Source organism: Paenibacillus cookii (assembly GCF_018333375.1).
In the GTDB taxonomy this organism is placed as follows: domain Bacteria; phylum Bacillota; class Bacilli; order Paenibacillales; family Paenibacillaceae; genus Paenibacillus_AQ; species Paenibacillus_AQ cookii.
On the sequence record NZ_BORW01000001.1, the window covers coordinates 581,666 to 600,895 of the forward strand.

Annotated in this window: 14 protein-coding genes; 4 read left to right on the top strand and 10 right to left on the bottom strand. The window is 55.9% G+C overall.

All coding sequences use genetic code 11. The features are described 5' to 3' along the window. Positions 1-24: 24 nt before the first annotated feature. From KI367_RS02805 to KI367_RS02815, 3 genes are read right to left on the bottom strand one after another with little or no spacing between them, the layout of a single operon-like run. Positions 25-1,611, bottom strand: coding sequence for a UDP-glucose--hexose-1-phosphate uridylyltransferase (locus KI367_RS02805; protein WP_212947466.1), 1,587 nt, complete (start codon positions 1,609-1,611; stop codon positions 25-27). An 18-nt stretch (positions 1,612-1,629) separates the two neighbouring features. Then, on the bottom strand, positions 1,630-2,619 hold the full coding sequence (gene galE / locus KI367_RS02810) for a UDP-glucose 4-epimerase GalE (RefSeq protein ID WP_212947399.1): 990 nt from the start codon (positions 2,617-2,619) through the stop codon (positions 1,630-1,632). A gap of 1 nt (position 2,620) precedes the next feature. Then, positions 2,621-3,799 carry a galactokinase gene (locus tag KI367_RS02815; protein ID WP_212947401.1) on the bottom strand — a complete coding sequence of 393 codons (1,179 nt, stop codon included), beginning with the start codon at positions 3,797-3,799 and terminating at the stop codon, positions 2,621-2,623. Positions 3,800-3,979: 180 nt separating this feature from the next. Between KI367_RS02815 and KI367_RS02820 the strand changes: the two genes are divergently transcribed. Next, entirely contained in the window at positions 3,980-4,861 is an 882-nt protein-coding gene (locus KI367_RS02820; RefSeq protein WP_212947403.1) for an AraC family transcriptional regulator, read from the top strand. A 62-nt stretch (positions 4,862-4,923) separates the two neighbouring features. Here KI367_RS02820 and mgrA read toward each other — a convergent pair whose 3' ends face one another. The 4 genes from mgrA to KI367_RS02840 form a co-directional block, all read right to left on the bottom strand. Then, positions 4,924-5,928, bottom strand: coding sequence for an L-glyceraldehyde 3-phosphate reductase (gene mgrA / locus KI367_RS02825; protein WP_212947404.1), 1,005 nt, complete (start codon positions 5,926-5,928; stop codon positions 4,924-4,926). Between the two features lie 82 nt (positions 5,929-6,010). Next, complete coding sequence (locus tag KI367_RS02830; RefSeq protein WP_036711296.1) at positions 6,011-6,754, bottom strand: NAD-dependent protein deacylase; 744 nt, start codon at positions 6,752-6,754, stop codon at positions 6,011-6,013. 202 nt (positions 6,755-6,956) lie between these two features. Next, entirely contained in the window at positions 6,957-7,619 is a 663-nt protein-coding gene (locus KI367_RS02835; RefSeq protein WP_036711292.1) for a bifunctional 2-keto-4-hydroxyglutarate aldolase/2-keto-3-deoxy-6-phosphogluconate aldolase, read from the bottom strand. 59 nt (positions 7,620-7,678) lie between these two features. Continuing rightward, the gene (locus tag KI367_RS02840; protein WP_212947406.1) at positions 7,679-8,647 is read right to left on the bottom strand and encodes a sugar kinase; all 969 of its coding nucleotides are present in this window, start codon (positions 8,645-8,647) and stop codon (positions 7,679-7,681) included. A gap of 322 nt (positions 8,648-8,969) precedes the next feature. Between KI367_RS02840 and KI367_RS02845 the strand changes: the two genes are divergently transcribed. Together KI367_RS02845 and ilvD are read left to right on the top strand one after the other, a co-directional pair. Then, entirely contained in the window at positions 8,970-10,001 is a 1,032-nt protein-coding gene (locus KI367_RS02845; RefSeq protein ID WP_212947408.1) for an acyltransferase family protein, read from the top strand. A gap of 265 nt (positions 10,002-10,266) precedes the next feature. Next, entirely contained in the window at positions 10,267-11,952 is a 1,686-nt protein-coding gene (gene ilvD, locus KI367_RS02850) for a dihydroxy-acid dehydratase (RefSeq protein WP_212947410.1), read from the top strand. A 130-nt stretch (positions 11,953-12,082) separates the two neighbouring features. Here the strand turns inward: ilvD and KI367_RS02855 are convergent, their stop codons facing one another. Continuing rightward, positions 12,083-13,498 carry a polysaccharide deacetylase family protein gene (locus KI367_RS02855; RefSeq protein ID WP_212947411.1) on the bottom strand — a complete coding sequence of 472 codons (1,416 nt, stop codon included), beginning with the start codon at positions 13,496-13,498 and terminating at the stop codon, positions 12,083-12,085. A 263-nt stretch (positions 13,499-13,761) separates the two neighbouring features. Here KI367_RS02855 and KI367_RS02860 point away from each other — a divergent pair, with 263 nt between their 5' ends. Further along, positions 13,762-14,919 carry an AI-2E family transporter gene (locus KI367_RS02860; protein WP_036711285.1) on the top strand — a complete coding sequence of 386 codons (1,158 nt, stop codon included), beginning with the start codon at positions 13,762-13,764 and terminating at the stop codon, positions 14,917-14,919. On the opposite strand, the gene KI367_RS02865 is transcribed toward KI367_RS02860, so the two are convergent. Together KI367_RS02865 and KI367_RS02870 are read right to left on the bottom strand one after the other, a co-directional pair. Further along, positions 14,888-16,666: a peptidoglycan D,D-transpeptidase FtsI family protein gene (locus KI367_RS02865; RefSeq protein WP_036711283.1), complete on the bottom strand. Its 1,779-nt coding sequence runs from the start codon at positions 16,664-16,666 to the stop codon at positions 14,888-14,890. The genes KI367_RS02860 and KI367_RS02865 overlap by 32 nt on opposite strands. Positions 16,667-16,814: 148 nt before the next feature. Beyond that, positions 16,815-18,992 carry a methyl-accepting chemotaxis protein gene (locus KI367_RS02870; protein ID WP_246536521.1) on the bottom strand — a complete coding sequence of 726 codons (2,178 nt, stop codon included), beginning with the start codon at positions 18,990-18,992 and terminating at the stop codon, positions 16,815-16,817. Between the last annotated feature and the right edge of the window lie 238 nt (positions 18,993-19,230).

Consider the following 19,230-nt stretch of genomic DNA (forward strand, 5'->3'; position numbering starts at 1 on the left):
CAGCATGCCCCAAACGGCCCGGAATTATTGAACCGCCGTGCAACCCAGATGGGACACGAACCGGAAAAACGCTTCCTTCCCGGCTTCGGTTCTTTTGTACACTCCGGCATGGCCCAATATTTCGACGAAAATGTCCCCGACCTCGGACTGCACCAGTTTCCAGGCTTCTTCCTTGCTGCGGCCGATGCCGTATTTCGCCGCCATTTGCTCGATCCATGGCTTATGCAAACGTAAAGGATGGTCTTCCTGCTCCTTCACGGCCTTGAAAAGCGCTTCGTCCCCGGCAAGGATGTCGGCCGTCAAATCGAGTTCTTCCTTCAGTCGTCCCGGCAAAATCGCAAGCCCCATCACTTCGATCAAGCCGATGTTTTCTTTTTTGATGTGGTGCATTTCCTCGTGCGGGTGGAATATCCCGGCCGGGAATTGCGCGCTGGTCCGGTTGTTGCGCAGCACGAGGTCCATCTCGTATTCCCCGCCCGGCGTCCGGCGCACGATCGGCGTTACCGTGTTATGCGGCACCTGCTTCCCGCCTTCTTCGCTGAAAGCCAAAATATCCGCTGCCGGATCGCTGTACCGTTTCCACGATTCATACACCATGTCGGCCAACTCCAGCAGCACGCCGCTGTCTTTTCCGGTCAGGCGCAGGACGGACATCGGCCATTTGACGATGCTGACCGTGATGCCGTCATAATCGGGATGCGCAAAAACCGCTTCCTTCGGCGCGTTTTGGATCGGGAAGGTATGGCGTCCCCCTTGGAAATGGTCATGCGTCAGGATCGAACCGCCGACGATCGGCAGATCGGCATTGGAGCCGATAAAATAATGCGGATATTCGTCCACGAAAGCCAGCAACCGGCGGAACGTGTCCTTCGTCAGCTTCATCGGCACATGGTCGCGATGGAACACGATGCAATGCTCGTTATAGTATACGTACGGCGAATATTGGAAAAACCAAGGCTCGCCGTTCAGTTCAAGCGGAATGACGCGCAGGTTTTGGCGGGCCGGGTGATTGACCCTGCCGGCATAACCGACGTTTTCGCGGCACAGCTGGCATTTCGGATACACCGGAGGCGGCAGCAGCTTCGCCATGGCGATTTCCTTCGGGCTTTTTTCCGGTTTGGACAAGTTGATCGTGATCTCGATGTCGCCGTACTCGGATTCATGCCGCCAATAGACGTTTTTGTTCACGCGGTCCATGCGGATATAGTTGGCATCCACCGACAGTTCGTAGAACCGGCTAGTCGCCGCTTCGATCCCTTCCGATTCCTTCAGCTTGAAAAATTCCCGGGTTACTTCGGAAGGCCGCGGCATGAGGCAGCCCATCATTTTGGCATCAAGCAAATCCCGGTACGTGTCCGTGTCCTCCGGAATAAGCCCGATGCGGACGCCGTAGCCGATCAGGACGTCCAGCGCCGGCTGCGGGCCTTGAATCGGCTCCGGCTTGTCGTCCCCGAGGTACGGCTCGCTGAAGCCGAACAGCTCCAGCAGCAGATTGCGGCCGTAATCTTCGTCGAGCGGCTCAAGGAGCCGGCGTTCGAGCGCAAAGCGGACAAGCTGTTCGATCGCTACGAGCGCCTGTTGTTGTTCCGTTGTTCCGTTTGCTTCGTTCATGTTCACCGCCGTGCCTCCTTATTCCTCGCCATAGCCGTTCGGACGGCTTTGGTGCCAGTTCCAGGCGCTTTGAATGATCTCCTCCAGCTTTTCCCGTTTCGGGTTCCAGCCCAGCACTTCCCTCGCCTTTTGCGAGGATGCGACCAGAACGGCCGGGTCCCCGGCGCGGCGCGGCTGCATGACGACCGGAATGTCGAGGCCCGTCACCGTTTTCGCCGTTTCGATCACTTCCTTCACCGAAAAACCTGTGCCGATGCCCAGGTTGAACACGTTGCTGCTTTCCCCTTTGCGAAGGTAATCGACCGCGAGCAGATGGGCGTCGGCCAAATCGCTCACATGAATGTAGTCGCGGATGCAGGTGCCGTCCTCCGTCGGGTAATCGTCCCCGAACACGGCGATGCTTTCGCGCTGCTTCAGCGCCGTTTGCAGCACGAGCGGAACCAGATGGCTTTCCGGACGGTGGTCTTCGCCGATTTTGCCGCTGTCATGCGCGCCTGCCGCGTTAAAATAACGCAAAGCGACGTATTTGATGCCAAGCACCTGGTCGAACCACGACATCATCCGTTCCATCATCAGCTTCGTTTCGCCGTACACGTTGGTCGGCTGCGTCCGGTCGCTTTCCTGAATCGGCACCCGTTCCGGCTCGCCGTATGTCGCTGCGGTCGAAGAAAACACGATGCGGCGGACGTTTGCGGCATCCATCGCCTCCAGCAAGCACAACGTCCCGTATACGTTGTTATCGTAATATTTCACCGGTTTCTGCATGCTTTCCCCGACAAGCGAATTGGCCGCAAAATGGATGACCGCGTCGATGTCGTTTTCGGCGAAACATTTCGCAAGGAGCTCCTTGTCGCGCAAGTCGCCTTCATACAGTTTGCCGCCGAGCAGCGCTCCGCGGTGCCCCGTTTGCAAGTTGTCGAGCACGACCACTTCCTCGCCGCGTTCCAAAAGCGCCGCTACCGTATGGGAGCCGATATACCCCGCTCCGCCCGTTACAAGAATCGCCATCTTATTTGTCCTCCTTCAGTTCTTTTACGCCGTCGCCCGTACCGCAAACGTAAAACTCCGCCTTCAGGCCCGTACGTTGTTCATAGGCTTGGCCCACCTGCCGCACGAACGTTTCCACGTCGTCCTCATGGACCAGGGATACCGTGCATCCGCCGAATCCGGCGCCGGTCATCCGCGCCCCGAGCGTTCCGGGAATGCGCCGCGCCTCTTCCACCATGACGTCCAGCTCTTCGCAGCTGACCTCGTATAAATCCCGGAGCGAATCATGCGACGCGTTCATCAGTTCGCCGAACCGCTGCAAATCGTTGTTTTTGAGCGCCTCCACCGAATCCAGCACCCGCCGGTTTTCCTCCACGACATGCTGCGCCCGACGTCTCACCGTCTCATCGGCGATGCCGTTTTTCAGCGTTTCGAACCGCTCCGGCGTAAGCCCCGCCAAATACTCCAGCCCGCCTGCTTGCTGCTTCAAAATGCCGAGTGCCGTCTCGCACTGCTGCCTGCGCTCGTTATATGCGGAATCCACCAGGCCTCTTCGTTTGTTGGTATTGCCGATGACGATTTTATATGCCCCGGTCCGGAACGGCACATGTTTGTATTCCAGCGTGTCGCACATCAGCAAAATGGCGTGGTCGCGTTTTCCGTTCGCCACGGCAAACTGGTCCATAATGCCGCAGTTGACGCCGACGTATCGGTTTTCCGCCCGCTGCGACAGCAGCGAGATGTTTACCGTGTCCGGATTGCAGCCCTCCAGCGTTTGCAGCGCAAACGCGGTTACCACTTCGATCGATGCCGACGAAGAAAGGCCGGCGCCGTTCGGAATTTCGCCGTGATACAGCAGGTCGTACCCCGTCGTAACCGGGCAGCCCTCCTGTTTATTTTCAACCATGACGCCAATCGCGTAGTCGACCCATTCCCCCGTTTTTTCCCGGCCGATTTCGCTCAGGCTCAGTTCTTTTTCGTACGGAAAATTGGTCGTGGCCAGACGGATGTGATCGTCTTCCCGCCGGCGCGCAAGCAAAGTGGTCCCGAATTCCAGCGCCGCAGGCATCACGTATCCTCCGTTATAATCGATATGCTCCCCGATCAGGTTCACCCGGCCCGGTGCCAAAAATACGCGGATGTCCTGCGCGGATTCCCCGTATTTTTCGATAAACTGCTTTTTAAGCGATTCAATGTTCATTTGTGATGCACCCATCCTTTCCTTATGGTGACGTTCTGGTTTAAGTATAAAAAACAAAGGCATCCCTGTTAATGCAATTATGTTTGCTTGCTATGGATTTATGTGACTTCGAAATCTATAATAACATGTGAAGCCCAAGATTCTCGCAAAAAGTTGAACCGTCTAAAAGGAGGTCCGGCCATGGCCGTTCAGGAAAGCTACAGCGTCGCATCCAATCCGGTTTATCATGAACAAAGCCCGCTGCGCGTGCTGTTTGCCGGCGAAAGCCAAACCAAACCGCAGCATGTGGTCGGGCCAAAAATATATGATTATTATTTGTTGCATTACGTCGAAAGCGGCCGCGGCCAGTTCCGGTCGGAGCAGCATACGTACGAGCTGGGGGCCGGCAGCTGCTTCCTGATCCACCCGGGGCGCCTTGTCAGCTATGCGTCCGACGCAAAGGATCCGTGGCGCTACCGCTGGACGGCGTTTTCCGGAAGCGCGGCGAAGGCGCTTGTCGAGTCGGCCGGGTTTGCCGGAGGGCAGTCGGTGCTCGCAACGGGCGGCGAAAGCTTTATCCCCGAGGCGATCCGCCGGATTTCGCAAGCGTTTTACGGCAAGAAGGAAAGCGCGGATATGGCGGCGCTGGGGCATCTGTATCTTATTTTTGCCGAAGCGAAGGACCTGCTTACGGACGAAACGGGCCTGACCGGCACCGAATCCCAGGTGCGGCGCACCGTCAAGCAAATGATCCATTATTTATCGGCCCAATACGCGCATCCCGTGTCCATTGAACAGATGAGCGAAAGCTTGGGATATAATCGCGCCTACCTGTCCCGGATTTTCAAAAAGGAAACCGGCATGTCCCCCGTCACCTATTTGCTTAAGCTGAGAATCGATAAGTCGCGCCAACTCCTGCGGGAACGCCCCGAGCTCTCGATCGAGCAAATCGCCGCTTCCGTCGGATTGACGGACGCCCTTTATTTTTCCAGGCAATTCAAACGGCTTTGCGGCTATTCCCCGAGCCACTACCGCGACCGGATCGCCGCTTCGCCGGGCGCCGGCCCGGAAAGCCGCCGTTAAAACCGGAATCCATCATGCAAAAACCCGCTGTTCCTCTAAAGGAAGCAGCGGGTTGCTTACATTCATGACTCGTTTTCCGTTTTCAGTATCGCCTCGATCCGGTCCAGCTCCTCTTGGCTGAAGTCCAGGTTTTTCAGCGCCGCCACGTTGTCTTCGATTTGGCTGACGCGGCTTGCGCCGATCAGCGCCGACGTCACCTTCCCGCCGCGAAGCACCCAGGCGAGCGCCAGCTGTGCCAGGCTTTGCCCGCGGGCAGCCGCAAGCTGGTTCAGGGCGCGGATTTTGCGCAACGCTTCCGGCGTGATGTCCTGCGCGTTCAGGAACACGGACGAGCTGGCCGCCCGGGAGTCCTCCGGAACGCCGTTCAAATATTTGTTCGTGAGCAGACCCTGCTGAAGCGGGGTAAAAGCGATGCTGCCGACGCCGTTGTCGGCCAAAACGTCCTGCAGGCCGTTTTCGATCCAGCGGTTCAGCATGGAATAGCTGGGCTGATGGATCAGCAGCGGGGTGCCCAAAGACTTCAGGATCGAAATGGCCTCCGCAGTTTGTTCAGCGGAATAATTGGAAATGCCGACGTACAAAGCCTTGCCGGAACGCACGGCATGGTCCAGCGCCATCATCGTTTCCTCCAGCGGCGTATCCGGGTCGAAGCGGTGGGAGTAGAAGATGTCCACGTAATCCATGCCAAGCCGCTTCAAGCTCTGGTCCAGGCTCGACAGCATGTATTTGCGCGAGCCCCATTCCCCGTAAGGACCGGGCCACATATGGTATCCGGCCTTCGTGGACACGATCAGCTCGTCCCGATGCCCGTGCAAATCCTGCTTTAATATTTTGCCGAACGTTTCTTCCGCGGAGCCTGGAGGCGGCCCGTAATTGTTCGCCAGGTCGAAATGGGTGATGCCAAGGTCAAACGCGCGCGTAACCATACTCCGGGCATTTTCGAACGTGTTCACCCCGCCGAAATTATGCCAGAGGCCAAGGGAGATGGCAGGAAGCTTGAGGCCCGAACGGCCGCAACGGTTATAGATCATCTCGTCATAACGTGCTTCGTTTGGTGTGTAAGCCATAGCAATCCGCCTTTCTGTTATTAAGGTACATTACCGCTTGCTTTCAAAAGCATAGCTCTTTTGCATCGCGCCGGCAAAACGCTTAAATGCCCAACAACCGGCCCACCTGATCCATGACTTCCCCGATTTTATCGTTGATGATCAAATCCGCCCTTTTGTCGTACGGGGTCGGGTCCATGTTCAGCAAGACCGAGCGGGTCCCTTTAAAATAAGAAACGAGTTCGGCGGCCGGATGCACCGTCAGCGACGTCCCGCCGATCAGCAGCAAATCCGCATTCGCGATCGCGTCCATGGCGCTGATCAGCACTTGCTGGTCCAGCGCCTCCTCGTACAAAACGACGTCCGGCTTCACGATCCCTTGGCAGTACGGGCAGCGGGGAACCAGATGCTTGCTCGCCATCACCTGCTCCAGCCCGAAAAAACGGCGGCAGCCCATGCAGTAATTGCGGTGAACGGAGCCGTGCAGCTCCAGAACTTCCTCGCTCCCGGCCTGCTGATGCAAGCCGTCGATGTTTTGCGTCACGATGGCCTTCAGCTTGCCCTGCGCCTCCAGCTTGGCCAACAATCTATGGCAACCGTTCGGTTTGGCGTCGGGATGAAGCATTTTGCTGCGGTAAAAGTCGAAAAAGATTTCCGGCATTTTCATGAAAAAAGAACGGCTGAGCATCTGCTCCGGCGGGTACGGGGAATGCTGCTCCGTTTGGTACAATCCCGCGGCGGAGCGGAAATCGGGGATGCCGCTCTCTGTCGAGGTACCCGCTCCGCCGAAAAAAACGATGTTGTCGCTTTGCTCAATCCAAGAGGCCAATGTTTCGATCTTTTGCACCCTTTGTGCACCTCCACACTTGATCGGATCCGTCATTATGGGGTCCTTAGACAACGGTAACCCTTTTGCCCGAAAATGACGCAAAAAAGCGGACGAAAGACATGATCAGCCTGCCTCCTCCAGGGAAGGCAGGCTGCCAGAAGCCGCATGGAGAGCGGCGCATCGCCGCTGCTTGCGGCCTTCGCGGGCACCGCGGGCCGCGTTAACGTTTCGCTTCGCGGTAAGCTTGCATATACTGCTCGGCTTTGCTGCGCACCAGGTCCATGTTGCCCGTCTTGACGGCTTCGTTCGTCAAATCCGAACCGATCCCCACGGCCACCGCACCGCCTTGAATCCAATCCTTCAGGTTGGAAAGCGATACGCCGCCCGTCGGCATAAAGTTCGCCTGCGGCATCGGTCCTTTCATCGTCTTGATGATCCCCGGCTCGTACAGGTTCCCCGGGAACAGCTTCACGATGTCCACGCCCAGCTCGAGCGCGTGCTGAACCTCGGCGATGGTCATGACGCCGGGCATGATCGGCACGCGGTACAAATTGCATATTTTAACGGTTTCCGGGTTGAGCGACGGTCCGACCACGAATTCGGCCCCGGACATGATCGCGGCTCTCGCCGTTTGCGGCTCGAGCACCGTGCCAGCGCCGATGACGGCGAATTTGTCCGGATCTTCCGTCTTCCAGCTGTACATGCGGCTCAGCTTTTCGATCGCCTGCAGCGCGCCCGGCACCGTCAAGGTCACCTCGATCACTTTGATGCCCCCGGCAATCGCCGCCTCGGCCATCGCAAACACTTGGTCGGCGGAATCGCCGCGCAACACGGCCACGACGCCGTTATCGATGATTTTTTGTAATATTTGGAGTTTTTTCACAATCATACGCTCCTTTTCACTCATTATATGGAAATCCTGTCACGATGTCTATGGAATGATTACCTTTCGATGTGCATCCTGCGCTCCAGTTTCGCCTCAACCTGCTCCCATGTTGGCAGCGCTTCCCAATCTCCGACGGCCTGAATGACCAGAGAGCCGGTCAAATTTCCAAGACGCACCGCTTCTACCGTTGAATGCCCTTTCAAAAGTCCGGCGATGAAACCCGCGCAAAAGCCGTCTCCGGCCCCGACCGTGTCCAGCACCTGGTCCGCTTTGAAATACGGAACTTCCGTCAGGGTACCATCCTCAAGCACGTAGGTCAAATCCGGACCGCCCTTGATTACGGAAACCGCGTTCAGCCGGGAAAGCCGCTCGAATACCGCTTTATCGTCCTCCGTGTCGTACAACAGCTTCAGCTCGTCCAGCCCGGGCAGAAAATAATCCGCCTTCTCCGCCAGCCTCAGCAGCACGCCGCGCGCTTCCTCCAGCGTCCACAGCTTCAGCCGCAAATTCGGGTCGAAGCTTACTTTGACCCCGGCGTCCCGCGCAAGATCCATTGCTCTGTCGACGCAAGCCAAAGCCGAAGGGCTGATCGCGGCCGTGATGCCCGTCACGTGAAGGATTTTGGCGCTCTGGATGTACGCCGCGTCCAGCTGCTCCGGCCGGAGCAGGCTTGCCGCGGAATTTTTGCGGTAATAATATACCGACGACTTGCCCGCCGTGTTTTCGCGAATCATCAGTCCCGTCGGCGCCTCGCCGTTAAAAACGGCCCGCGACACGTCGACGCCCTCGCCCCGAATCGATTTATGTATCATCGTCCCGATCGGATCGCGGCCCAGCGCCCCGAACCAGCCTGCCCGCCGGCCCAGCCGCGCCACCCCGATCGCCACGTTGCTTTCCGCCCCGCCGAACGATTTGTGAAGCGTCGAAGCGTACTCCAATCCCCGGGTATCCTGTGCCGTAAAGAGTCCCATGCTTTCGCCGAAAGTAACCAGTTCAGGACCCGCAAATGCTGTATCCTGCTGCATAAAAGTCCCCTTCCTTATTGAAGTCGGGATTTTGCAAAATTCGTTTCCGTCCGCTCCAGGGTGCCGGTTAAGCAATATAGAGACGAACCGAACCACCCGCCCTATCGATTGCTGAATTAAAAGCCGCTTTTGGGATTTTTGCAAAATCCTCAAGTCTGTACCTATTGTCGGCGCAGGAGGATGGGTTGTCAATACGTAAACCCTTCATCGGGTTGGCATATTTTAAGGAAATGGCAGCGTTTTATATGTGAAATAAATCACGACAATAATCCGAAAAGCGTAGTAATTTTAAGGTGTCAACGATCTGGAGGGAGTCATCATCATGGACAACACGCTGCCCCGGGAAGGGGAAACCTATTTTCTGAATTTGCGGTTCATTCTGATCCTGACCGTCTGCATCGCCAATGCCGCCGAGCCGCTGATCCGCCAAATGGACGGCCTGCATGCGCTGTATTCATGGATTTATACCTATCATATGCCCCTGTTCGTGTTCGTCACCGGGTATTTTGCCAAAGGCGGGCTCGGCGGGCCGGAAGGCCGGAAGGCGCTGCTGCAGATCGGCCTGCAGTACATCATTTTCCAAAGCCTGTATTCGCTTCTGGACGTGGTTTTGTTCAAGGCCCCGGACATTCGCCATTCGTTTTTCGTTCCCTACCTGATGCTCTGGTTTTTGGCCAGCCACATGGCGTGGCGGCTGCTCATGCTTTCGATGCGCAGGTTTGCTCCCGCAGCCCAATGCTCCATCTCCTTGATCCTGGGCGTCCTGGTCGGTTATTTGCCGCTGGACGGGACCTGGTTAAGCATAAGCCGGACGTTCGTGTACCTGCCGTTTTTCGTGATCGGCTATCATTTTTCGTTCGCCGCATTCAAGCGCCGGGTTACGCCCCTCAAAAAAATCGGCGCCGCGGCGCTATCCGCGGCTCTACTTGCCGTCATCGCTTTCCACGGAATCCGCTTGCCCGAGGGCTGGCTGTTCGGCAGCCAGACTTACCTGCAGCTGGGGCATCAAGAATGGTATGCCGGCGCATACCGGCTTGCCCTGTACGGCCTGCAATCGGCGTCGGGGGCGGCATTTCTCGGCTGGATCCCGTTCCGCCATGGCCGTCTCACCGATCTGGGCAGGCGTACGCTGTACGTGTTTCTCCTCCATGGCATCATCGTCCGACTGGCCGCAGCTTTGGGGCTTTACGGCTATATCCGCCATCCGGCCGGGGCCGCCGTCCTCCTTGCGGGGGCCGTGCTGATGGCTTGCGTTCTCGCCCAACCTTTCGTTAAAAAGGCCGCCTATCGGGTCATCGAACCCCAAGTGGGATGGATCTTGCGCCTGGAACGGATCGCCTTGGGCAAAACTTGATGCGGGCGAGCCCCAAATCAGCGAATATGTCCCGGTTTCGCCGGGATATCGGCAAAAAAAGGCATCTCCCTTCCGGCTTGCCGGGCGGGGATGCCTTTTTCGCCCTTTTTCGCCGCTGCGCCGCGGTTGGCTTCGGATTGACTGCTAGAAAAAGCTTTCATTTTGTGATAGACTCATATAAATCGTTTATTCGGGCACTTTTCTCAGTAACCGCGCTAAAGCGAGAAGCAATCATATTTTTTCTAAAGTAGGGGGAAGAGACACCATGGCACCTAAAAAAATGCGTTCAGACATGATCAAAAAAGGCTTTGACCGCGCTCCGCACCGCAGCTTGCTGCGTGCAGCTGGCGTCAAAGAGGAGGATTTCGGCAAACCGTTCATCGCCGTCTGCAACTCCTATATCGACATCGTTCCGGGACACGTGCATCTCCAGGAATTCGGCAAGCTGGTGAAGGAAGCGATCCGCGAAGCCGGCGGCGTTCCGTTCGAATTCAACACCATCGGCGTCGACGACGGAATCGCGATGGGACATATCGGCATGCGTTATTCGCTCCCAAGCCGCGAAATTATCGCGGACTCCCTGGAAACCGTCGTATCCGCCCACTGGTTCGACGGCATGGTCTGCATCCCGAACTGCGACAAAATCACGCCGGGCATGCTGATGGGCGCGCTGCGCGTCAACATCCCGACCATCTTCGTCAGCGGCGGTCCGATGAAAGCCGGCGTGGACAGCAAAGGCCGCCGACTTTCGCTGACTTCCGTGTTTGAAGGCGTCGGCGCCCACCAGGTCGGCAAAATTTCCAACGACGACCTGCTCGAGCTCGAACAATACGGCTGTCCGACCTGCGGCTCCTGCTCCGGCATGTTCACGGCCAACTCCATGAACTGCCTGGCGGAAGCGCTCGGCCTGGCCATGCCTGGCAACGGCACGATCCTCGCCGTCGCCGAAGAACGCAGGGAATTCGTGAAACAATCGGCACGCCAGCTGATGGAACTCGTCAAAATGGACCTGAAGCCGCGCGACATCGTGACGCTGGAAGCGATCGACAACGCCTTTGCCCTCGACATGGCGATGGGCGGTTCCACCAACACCGTGCTGCATACGTTGGCGCTGGCCCAGGAAGCAGGCATCGACTATCCGCTGGAACGCATCAACGAAGTGGCGAACCGCGTGCCCCACATTTCCAAGCTGGCACCGGCTTCCGATTACTTCATCGAAGACGTGCATACGGCCGGCGGCGTGAGCGCGGTATTGCATGAGCTTCTGAAAAAACCGGGCGCCCTCCACGGCGATTGCATCACCGTAACGGGCAAAACGCTGGCCGAAAACGTGGCCGGCTGCGAAATTCTCGACAAAAACGTCATCCATCCGATCGACCAGCCCTACTCCGAGCGCGGCGGTTTGGCCGTATTGTACGGCAACCTGGCACCGGAAGGTTCGATCATCAAGGTCGGCGCGGTGGATCCGTCGGTCGGCGGATACCATAAAGGTCCTGCGATCTGCTTCGACTCCCAGGACGAGGCGCTGGAAGGCATCGCAAACGGCAAAGTCAAGGAAGGCATGGTCGTCGTCATCCGTTATGAAGGCCCGAAAGGCGGACCAGGCATGCCGGAAATGCTCGCGCCTACTTCGCAAATCGTCGGCATGGGCCTTGGCGCCAAAGTCGGCTTGATCACCGACGGACGTTTCTCCGGCGCTTCCCGCGGCATCAGCATCGGGCATATTTCTCCGGAAGCTGCCGAAGGCGGCCCGATCGCTTTCGTTGAAGACGGCGACATCATCGAGCTCGATCTCAACAACCGCAAAATCGAGCTTCATATCAGCGACGAGGAAATGGCGGCCCGCCGCTCGAAATGGAAAGGCTTCGAGCCGAAAGTCAAAACAGGTTATCTGGCCCGCTACTCCAAACTGGTAACCAACGCCAGCCAAGGCGGCGTCATGAAAATCTAATCATTCATACATGTTCAAGGGGCAGCGCTTCGGTACTTGATACCGGAGACGCTGCCCCTTTTTGCCGGGCCACAACAAAAACCCCCGCCTAGCCCTTTGGCTCATTGGCGGGGGTTTGACGTTTCGTGCACTAAATGGCCGGCGTCGAGCTTTCAAGCCCTTGCGCCGCTGCCAAACTTAGATCGCTCGGTTCGTTTGGCTCCGGCTGCTCGCCGCGTCTGCGTTTGGATTCATGATGGCGGCGGTGCGAACCGCTTTCGGCATAACGCTCCAAAAATTCGCCGATCGGCATCAGCAGCATTTTCGGTACCAGCTGCCGCGACTGCTCCTTCAGGCGGGATTGTCCGGACGGGTGGATGACGCTAAGTAAAAATTTCAAATAAAGCCGTGAAGAGGTTGAAAAGAGCCCGTCCTTCAAATCCACGATCCGGAACCCGAACTGCTCCGGCCCGCGATTGACCATGGTCACGCCGTATAGCGCCTTGGCATCCACCGCCTCCGGATCCTCCAGAATGCACTGGGCAAGCGCCGGCAGCTCCTTTTCCATCGTGCGGATCAGATGTATGGCCAGATGGACCGCCGAGCGCGACCTTACGCCGAAGCGGAACAGTTTTTCGTTGTCGAAATGAAGTTCGACGACCCGATCGCCTTTTTCGAGGACCGTTCCTTCGTCAAGCTCGATCTTCTGTCCGCCGTATTTGCGTATTCTGTAATGCAGCATCGGATCATACGGATTGACGGTTTTCAGCCGGAACATTTTGTGGAATACCGTTTCCCACACGAGCCACAACTTGACGATGGCCAGTTTGGAAAGGGACACGTTTTTTTCCGGAGCGTTTTCCTTCGCTTTAATCATGTCGTCTACCCTGATGCTTTTCAACCCTTGGCGTTTGGCTTCTTCAAGCACGCGCTCCAGCGCGATCAACATCTGCCGCGGCGCGTCGGGATTGGCCCCTGCGGTCGTTCCGCAATCGTGAAGCAGCAGGACTTCTCCCGGATGAAGCTTCTGAAGCATCCGTTCCGTCAGCTTGTCGGCACCGATCCTTTCCCTCCAGTCGCCGAACATCGCGGACCAGAGCACGATTTTAAAATTGCCGCTGCGTTTTTTGTTCAAATCGAAGAGGTTGACGATCCCCCAAGGGGGACGGTAATACGAGGAGCGCTCGCCGGTGATCGAATGGATGATCTTATCGGTCTTCATAATTTGTTTCGTGACGGTCGCAGGCCGCATGAACCAATTGGACTTGTGAACGTAGTTATGAATCCCGATCAGATGGCCTTCGTCGTACATGCGTTTCACCAGCTCCGGATTTTGTTCGGCATGAGACCCGACAACGAAAAAGGTTGCCTTGGCATCGTATTTTTTGAGCAAATCCAGCAGCTGGGGCGTGTATTGCGGATCGGGGCCGTCGTCGAAGGTCAGCGCGTATGCATGCTCGGTGGAACCTCTCCGAAAAACGCGGAACCCGAATATGCGGGTAATGAGTCCAGGGATGAACGCATAAAAAGATGAAATATAGAACAACCAAAGCAGCAAAGTCTGCATGTCATAATCCCCACTTTTCTCTGATTGACTTTGACTTGCCGAAAGGCAGGTATCTCTATAAAATGAATGTGAGCACCAGCTATCGCTGCCTAAAAAGAAATACGGACGATATTCGAGCGGAAGTGCTGCAAAATATAAAGGCGCTATCTTTTATTTTATCACAGCCGCTCAAGAAATAGGCATTTTTTTAACCATCGAATTGATATTTTTATTTTATTTTAGTTGTCCCATCAAATACATATGCTTAGGAGTGATTTTTGTTCATGCTTCCGCTGTATAAAAAATATTGGAGGACCTTTCTCGACATCGGGATGATCGTGCTGACCGTTTTGCTCGTCATGTATGTCTTCAGCAAACTGTATCAGATCGCGGCGCCCGTTTTTTTATCCTTTCTCGTGTTTTTCATGATCGAACCTCTGGCCAAATTCCTGAACCGGAGAGGTCTTCCCAAAACGATTGCAGCGGCTGTTTCCGTTCTGTTGTTCGTGCTTGTCATCCTGGGGATTTTGTTCGGCATCGGACTGATCGTCGTTTCCCAAATCGCCCAAGTCCAAGATAATTTGCCCCAATACACGAAAATGATCCAAACGGCATTTGGAAAAACGACCGCATTCCTCCAGCATAAAATCGAGGCGCTTCCTCCGGACATCACCGACAAGATGAACGAAAACTTTAAAAAATTCACGGAGTATGCGACCGGATGGGCAACCAGCTTCTTAAAGTATATGGTATCGCTCTTCAGCTCGTTCTCCACGTTTATGGCCAATTTCGGCATCGCGATCATTCTCGCCTTTTTCCTCAGCACGGAGATCGGCGGCTGGCGCAAAATCGTGAAGGACAAGTCTCCGAAAACGTTAAAAAACGCTTATACGTTTTTGACCACTTACGTGCTGAAAGCCATCGGTTCCTATATTAAAGCACAGATGCTCATGGTGCTGATCACGTTCGTTTTGATTTACGTGGGCCTGCTGATTTTGGGCACCGGGAACGAACTTTCGCTTGCGCTCGTCTGCGCCATATTCGACATTTTGCCGCTCGTGGGCGTTCCGGTCATTTTGATTCCGTGGATCGTGTACCTGTTTATCGTCGGCAACATCAGTTTGGCGATCGGTTTGTGCATCCTGCTGGTGGTCGTCCTGCTGACGCGCCAGCTGCTCGAGCCGAGAATTACCGGCAACTCCATCGGCATTTCGTCCGCGTTCCTCATGCTGTCGTTCATGATTATTTCGCTTTCGATCTTCGGCGTCGCCGGCCTCATCCTTTCGCCGGTTCTGCTGATTTTGCTCAAGGAACTCCTGCAGCAGGGGTATTTGCAGCGCTGGATCCGCTTGCCGCAGGAAGAATTCGACGTCTCCCCGTTCGAAATGAGCGCGCCTGCCCCGCAGGAAACTAAGCGCTCCGGGAAGCGAGCAGATTCATAATATCCCCGAACAGGGAGGTGGCTTGATTGCTGCCTCCCTCTTTCATGTTTTGAAACAGCACGGCCAGCGCATATCGGGGATGCTCGACCGGTCCATAACCGATAAACCACTGATTGTTGCGCGGTTGTCCCTGGACTTTGACTTGAGCCGTCCCGGACTTGCCTGCGAGCTTCCATTTGGCATGCATCAGCGATTTCCCCGTTCCGTCCGTCACGACCGTTCTCATCCACGCGGTCAGCAGGCGGGCCGTTTCCGGCCGGATGCTGCCGGCATTCGATGGGGCGAAATGGGGCTTGAACTCCTTCATGAGCTGGCCGTTGGCGTAGGAGACATGATGGAGGAGCCGGGGCGCCCGGACTTGCCCGTCATGCAGCAGGGTGACCACGAGGTTGGCCGCCTGCAGCGGCGTTACGCGCACATCCCTTTGCCCGATCCCGGATTGCGCTCGGACCCCGCCGTCCGAAGCCGCCTGTTCGCTTGAAAATACCATCCCCTTCTCCTCATGATCCAACGGCCTCATGACAGGCATGCCTAGCATGTCTTTGGCTTCCCATCCGACCGTCCGCCCCAGTCCGAGTTTCCTTGCCGTCGACTCCAGCTCTTCCCCGGCCATCCGTTCCCCGAGCTCCGCAAAAACGACGTTGGAGGATTGGGCGAATGCCTGCTCCAGCGTCAGCGCCCCATGGCCTGTCGCTTTCCAACAAGACAACCCGTATCTGGCATATTTGCCCGAACAGTAAAAGGATTCGTCTACGCTCGTAACTCCGGCTTCCAATGCGGCCGCAGCCGTGACCGTCTTAAAAATCGAGCCCGGCGCGGTCGCCTGAACCGCCCTGTTATTCCATGCCCCCTGCTTCGGATCAACGTTCAGCGGATTGTAAAAAGGACGGGATAACATCGCAATGACGTCGGCATTGCTTGCATCGAGCAAAACGACGGCCCCTTCCTTCATCCCGGCTTTTTCCGTCAGCTTTTCGATGTCCCTCTGCAGCTCAAGGTCGATCGTGGACGTAAGCCGCAGCGGATAATACGGATTGTTGGGCGATTTTAATTGGATGCCCGTGCCCGGAATGGCCCGGTTCAAGCCATCGACCGTATAATAGACGGTCGTCGGTCCGACGCCGCGCAATATCGGCTCCATCGTTTTTTCGAGTCCCGCAGCCCCCTCCCGGAAAGCATAACCGGTATGGGGCATTTGCATTTGCCCCGGCACATCCGTCAGGTATCCGAGCCACTGCATGCCGTTCGGCCGGTTTTCATACCGCTCCGTGTAGGGCAGAACCTCGAGACCGCTGAATTCCAGCGCCGATATCCGCTTGGCTTGTTGTTCCGTCAGGGCCAGCGGCGCGCTGCCGGAATCCCCTTTCCACAGCAACGGCACGCTTAGCCGTCCCCACAATGTTGCAAGCCGCTCCGAATCGACGCCGAGCGCCCGGGCCACGGGATTCAACCGGCCGTCTTTGTTTTCGAGCGACTTGCGGTCCACCGGGAACAACACTGCCGCCGAAACGGTTTTTCCGGTGAGCGGTTTTCCGTTGCGGTCATAGACGTTCCCCCTTCCGGAATCGAGCACGACGCCCCGTTCCCTTTGCAGCACGGACATTTCCTGCAGCGTGTACTTGCTGTGCGGCAGACTCGAAGCGCGGAACACGAGCTGGACATACGCCAGGCGCAAAATAAGCACGACCAAAATCCCCGTCAGGATGACCAATCCGTAAAAAATACGCTGTTTTTGTTTCAATAACATAGAGCACCGGTCCTTTTTCGACGTTTTTTTCCATTATGTCCTTATTCCATCGGTTCCAATCGGCCTTGGCGGGAGGCTATTCTGCATGCAAAAAAAGCCGTCCCCCAAAGCCGGATAAATCCGGCGGGACGGCTTGCACATAGACTCGTTACAGCGTAAAACGGGACAGCGTTTCTTTCAGCTCGAGCGAAACGTTTTCCAGCTTCGCCGAAAGCTGAACCAGGTGGTCCCCGATGTTTTGCTGCTCATTGCTGAGCGAAGCGACTTCTTCCGAAGTGGCGGAGGATTCTTCGGCCACCGCGCTTACGTTGCTCATCGCCTCGGACAAAATGACCTGCGACTGATTCAACGTTTCGATCGATTGCGTCACGGAATCGAGGCGTTTCGTGAAATCGCCCATCTGCTCCTGTACGGAGACGAAAATATCGTTTGTTTCTTTCACCGAATCCATCTGCTGCTGGAATAACGGACGGGCTTCCTGCAGGGCCAGGACCGTTTCGTTCATTTCGTCCATGATTTTGCCGGTGATCTGGCCGACCATGTTAATGGACTGCCTCGATTGGTCCGCAAGCTGGCGGATTTCATCGGCCACGACCATGAAACCTTTGCCTGCGGCTCCTGCCCGGGCGGCTTCGATTGTAGCGTTAAGGGACAAAATGTTCGTCTGTTTCGTAATGTTTTGCAGCACGTCAAGCACCTTGTTGATCGATTGGGTCGATTGCTTCAGATTATCGACTTTCGCCATCAACGAACGGGTCATATCCTCCGTCTGATGCGTTTTTTCCATCAATTCGCCGAGATGGCTGGTTCCCCGCTGGCTGGACTGCTCGACATGATGGGCGGCGCTGCTCATTTCTTCATTGGCGGAGACGACGATTTGCATTTGCCGCGAAATATTTTCGGTCAGCTCGTTGCCGCGTTCGGCTTCGGTGGCCAAACTGCTGGCGCCGTTGGCGATTTCCTCTGTGGCGATGGCGATTTCCTTGGCCGAGATCGCGGTTTTGCGGGAGGCATCCGTCAGTTCGCCCGCCGTCTCCAGAACGGCTCTGGCCGTCGTGTTCGTCTGTTCCACGAGCTTCGTGATTTGGTCCATCATCAGGTTGAAGCTGGCTCCAAGCTCGCCGATCTCGTCCGAGGATTTATGGCTGGTGCGCACCTTGAGGTTGCCTTTGGATCCCTCGATCATGAGGTCTTTCAATCCGCTGAGAGGTTTGGCGATCATCAGAACCATCCACCAGCCGATGAGAATCGCGATGATCACGACCCCGACCACGAATCCGAGCGTCATCAGCAAAATGCCCCGCGCATCTTTGACCAGCAGCTCGGTTGGAACGGTTCCTACCAGCCTCCAGCCGTTGACTTCCAGCGTGTTGTATACGGCCAGCATCTTATGGCCCTTGTCGTCTTCGGTATCGAGGCTTTTCGCCGCATCCTTTTGTTCCTTCATGAACGTAAACACGGAATCGAGGCCTGCTTCTCCGTCCTGGTTGGAAGCAACCACTTTGTTGTCGCCCGAAATCAGCTGCAGCTTGCTGCCTTCGCCCATGTTGATCGCTTTGAATTGCTCTTCGATCGTCGACGTTTTCAGCTCGACGACAACGACGTACGGCTTTCCGCCGCGGCTCAGGCTTTGCAGCGGGCGAACCAATTTGAAGTTCATGCCGCCGTCTTTTCCTTTTTCGGACGTCACCCATGTCGATTTATTTTCGTTCAGGACTTTTTTATACCAGGCCGCTTCGCGGACTTGAGCCGAGTCCGTGCCCGGGCTTCCGCTGACGATCGGATTGTGGCCTTCTTCCGGCGGGATCAGGTAAAGCGCTTTGATGGTATTGTTGCTGTTGACCTGATTGCTCAGTTTTTTGCCGATTTCTTCGTTCAGCACGAACAGGTCGTAAGCGCTCGCTTGGCCGGCAGACAAATCGGTCAACAGATTTTGCGTTTCCGGATCGAAAAAGATCTGCAGCGCGATGTCCTCGTATTGCTTCAGGATGATATCCAGCTTCTCGGACGTTTGGATGATCGTTTGTTTGTTCGAATTCGCGGCATTCGCCTGAATGGTGCTCCGGGCCTTGTTATACGACATAAGGCCTAAAATCAGGACAAAGGCGACGATGGCCGTGAAAAAGATCAAAAATAGCTTGACCCCGACGGATTTGGCCGGATTCATTCTGCCCAGCTGCGCTCCCGCGCTGCGGATGCCGAATTTAGGCTTGTCCGTTTGCGGCTGCCCCGCAACGCCCGATTCCTCCTGCTTCTCTTTCTTGCGCGGGAAAACCCGGCGTTTGTTTTTGCTTTCTTCGTTTTTCTTTTGCTTACCCTCTTCCATTTCCTCACCTACCATTATGTTTTCATACCTTACGGCTTATGTAAAAGAAACTTCTACTTTATTCTTCGACATTTTCCACCATTATCCTTTGGCTTTTTTTAAAATTCTTTACTCAACTTTCGCACCTTGAAAATTAGTGTTAAGCCTTGATATGACTAGGATTTCTTATTGAAAAATCTCGTTCTTGACAGAAAAACACCTTTCCGTTTGGTAAAATGGAAGTGGATAGTCTTCCCAT

Excerpts from the sequence above, each read along its gene's own strand:
- KI367_RS02805 (WP_212947466.1), bottom strand. The coding sequence starts at position 1,611 with ATGAACGAAGCAAACGGAACAACGGAACAACAACAGGCGCTCGTAGCG.
- galE (WP_212947399.1), bottom strand. The coding sequence starts at position 2,619 with ATGGCGATTCTTGTAACGGGCGGAGCGGGGTATATCGGCTCCCATACG.
- KI367_RS02815 (WP_212947401.1), bottom strand. The coding sequence starts at position 3,799 with ATGAACATTGAATCGCTTAAAAAGCAGTTTATCGAAAAATACGGGGAA.
- KI367_RS02820 (WP_212947403.1), top strand. The coding sequence starts at position 3,980 with ATGGCCGTTCAGGAAAGCTACAGCGTCGCATCCAATCCGGTTTATCAT.
- mgrA (WP_212947404.1), bottom strand. The coding sequence starts at position 5,928 with ATGGCTTACACACCAAACGAAGCACGTTATGACGAGATGATCTATAAC.
- KI367_RS02840 (WP_212947406.1), bottom strand. The coding sequence starts at position 8,647 with ATGCAGCAGGATACAGCATTTGCGGGTCCTGAACTGGTTACTTTCGGC.
- KI367_RS02845 (WP_212947408.1), top strand. The coding sequence starts at position 8,970 with ATGGACAACACGCTGCCCCGGGAAGGGGAAACCTATTTTCTGAATTTG.
- ilvD (WP_212947410.1), top strand. The coding sequence starts at position 10,267 with ATGGCACCTAAAAAAATGCGTTCAGACATGATCAAAAAAGGCTTTGAC.
- KI367_RS02855 (WP_212947411.1), bottom strand. The coding sequence starts at position 13,498 with ATGCAGACTTTGCTGCTTTGGTTGTTCTATATTTCATCTTTTTATGCG.
- KI367_RS02860 (WP_036711285.1), top strand. The coding sequence starts at position 13,762 with ATGCTTCCGCTGTATAAAAAATATTGGAGGACCTTTCTCGACATCGGG.
- KI367_RS02865 (WP_036711283.1), bottom strand. The coding sequence starts at position 16,666 with ATGTTATTGAAACAAAAACAGCGTATTTTTTACGGATTGGTCATCCTG.
- KI367_RS02870 (WP_246536521.1), bottom strand. The coding sequence starts at position 18,992 with ATGGAAGAGGGTAAGCAAAAGAAAAACGAAGAAAGCAAAAACAAACGC.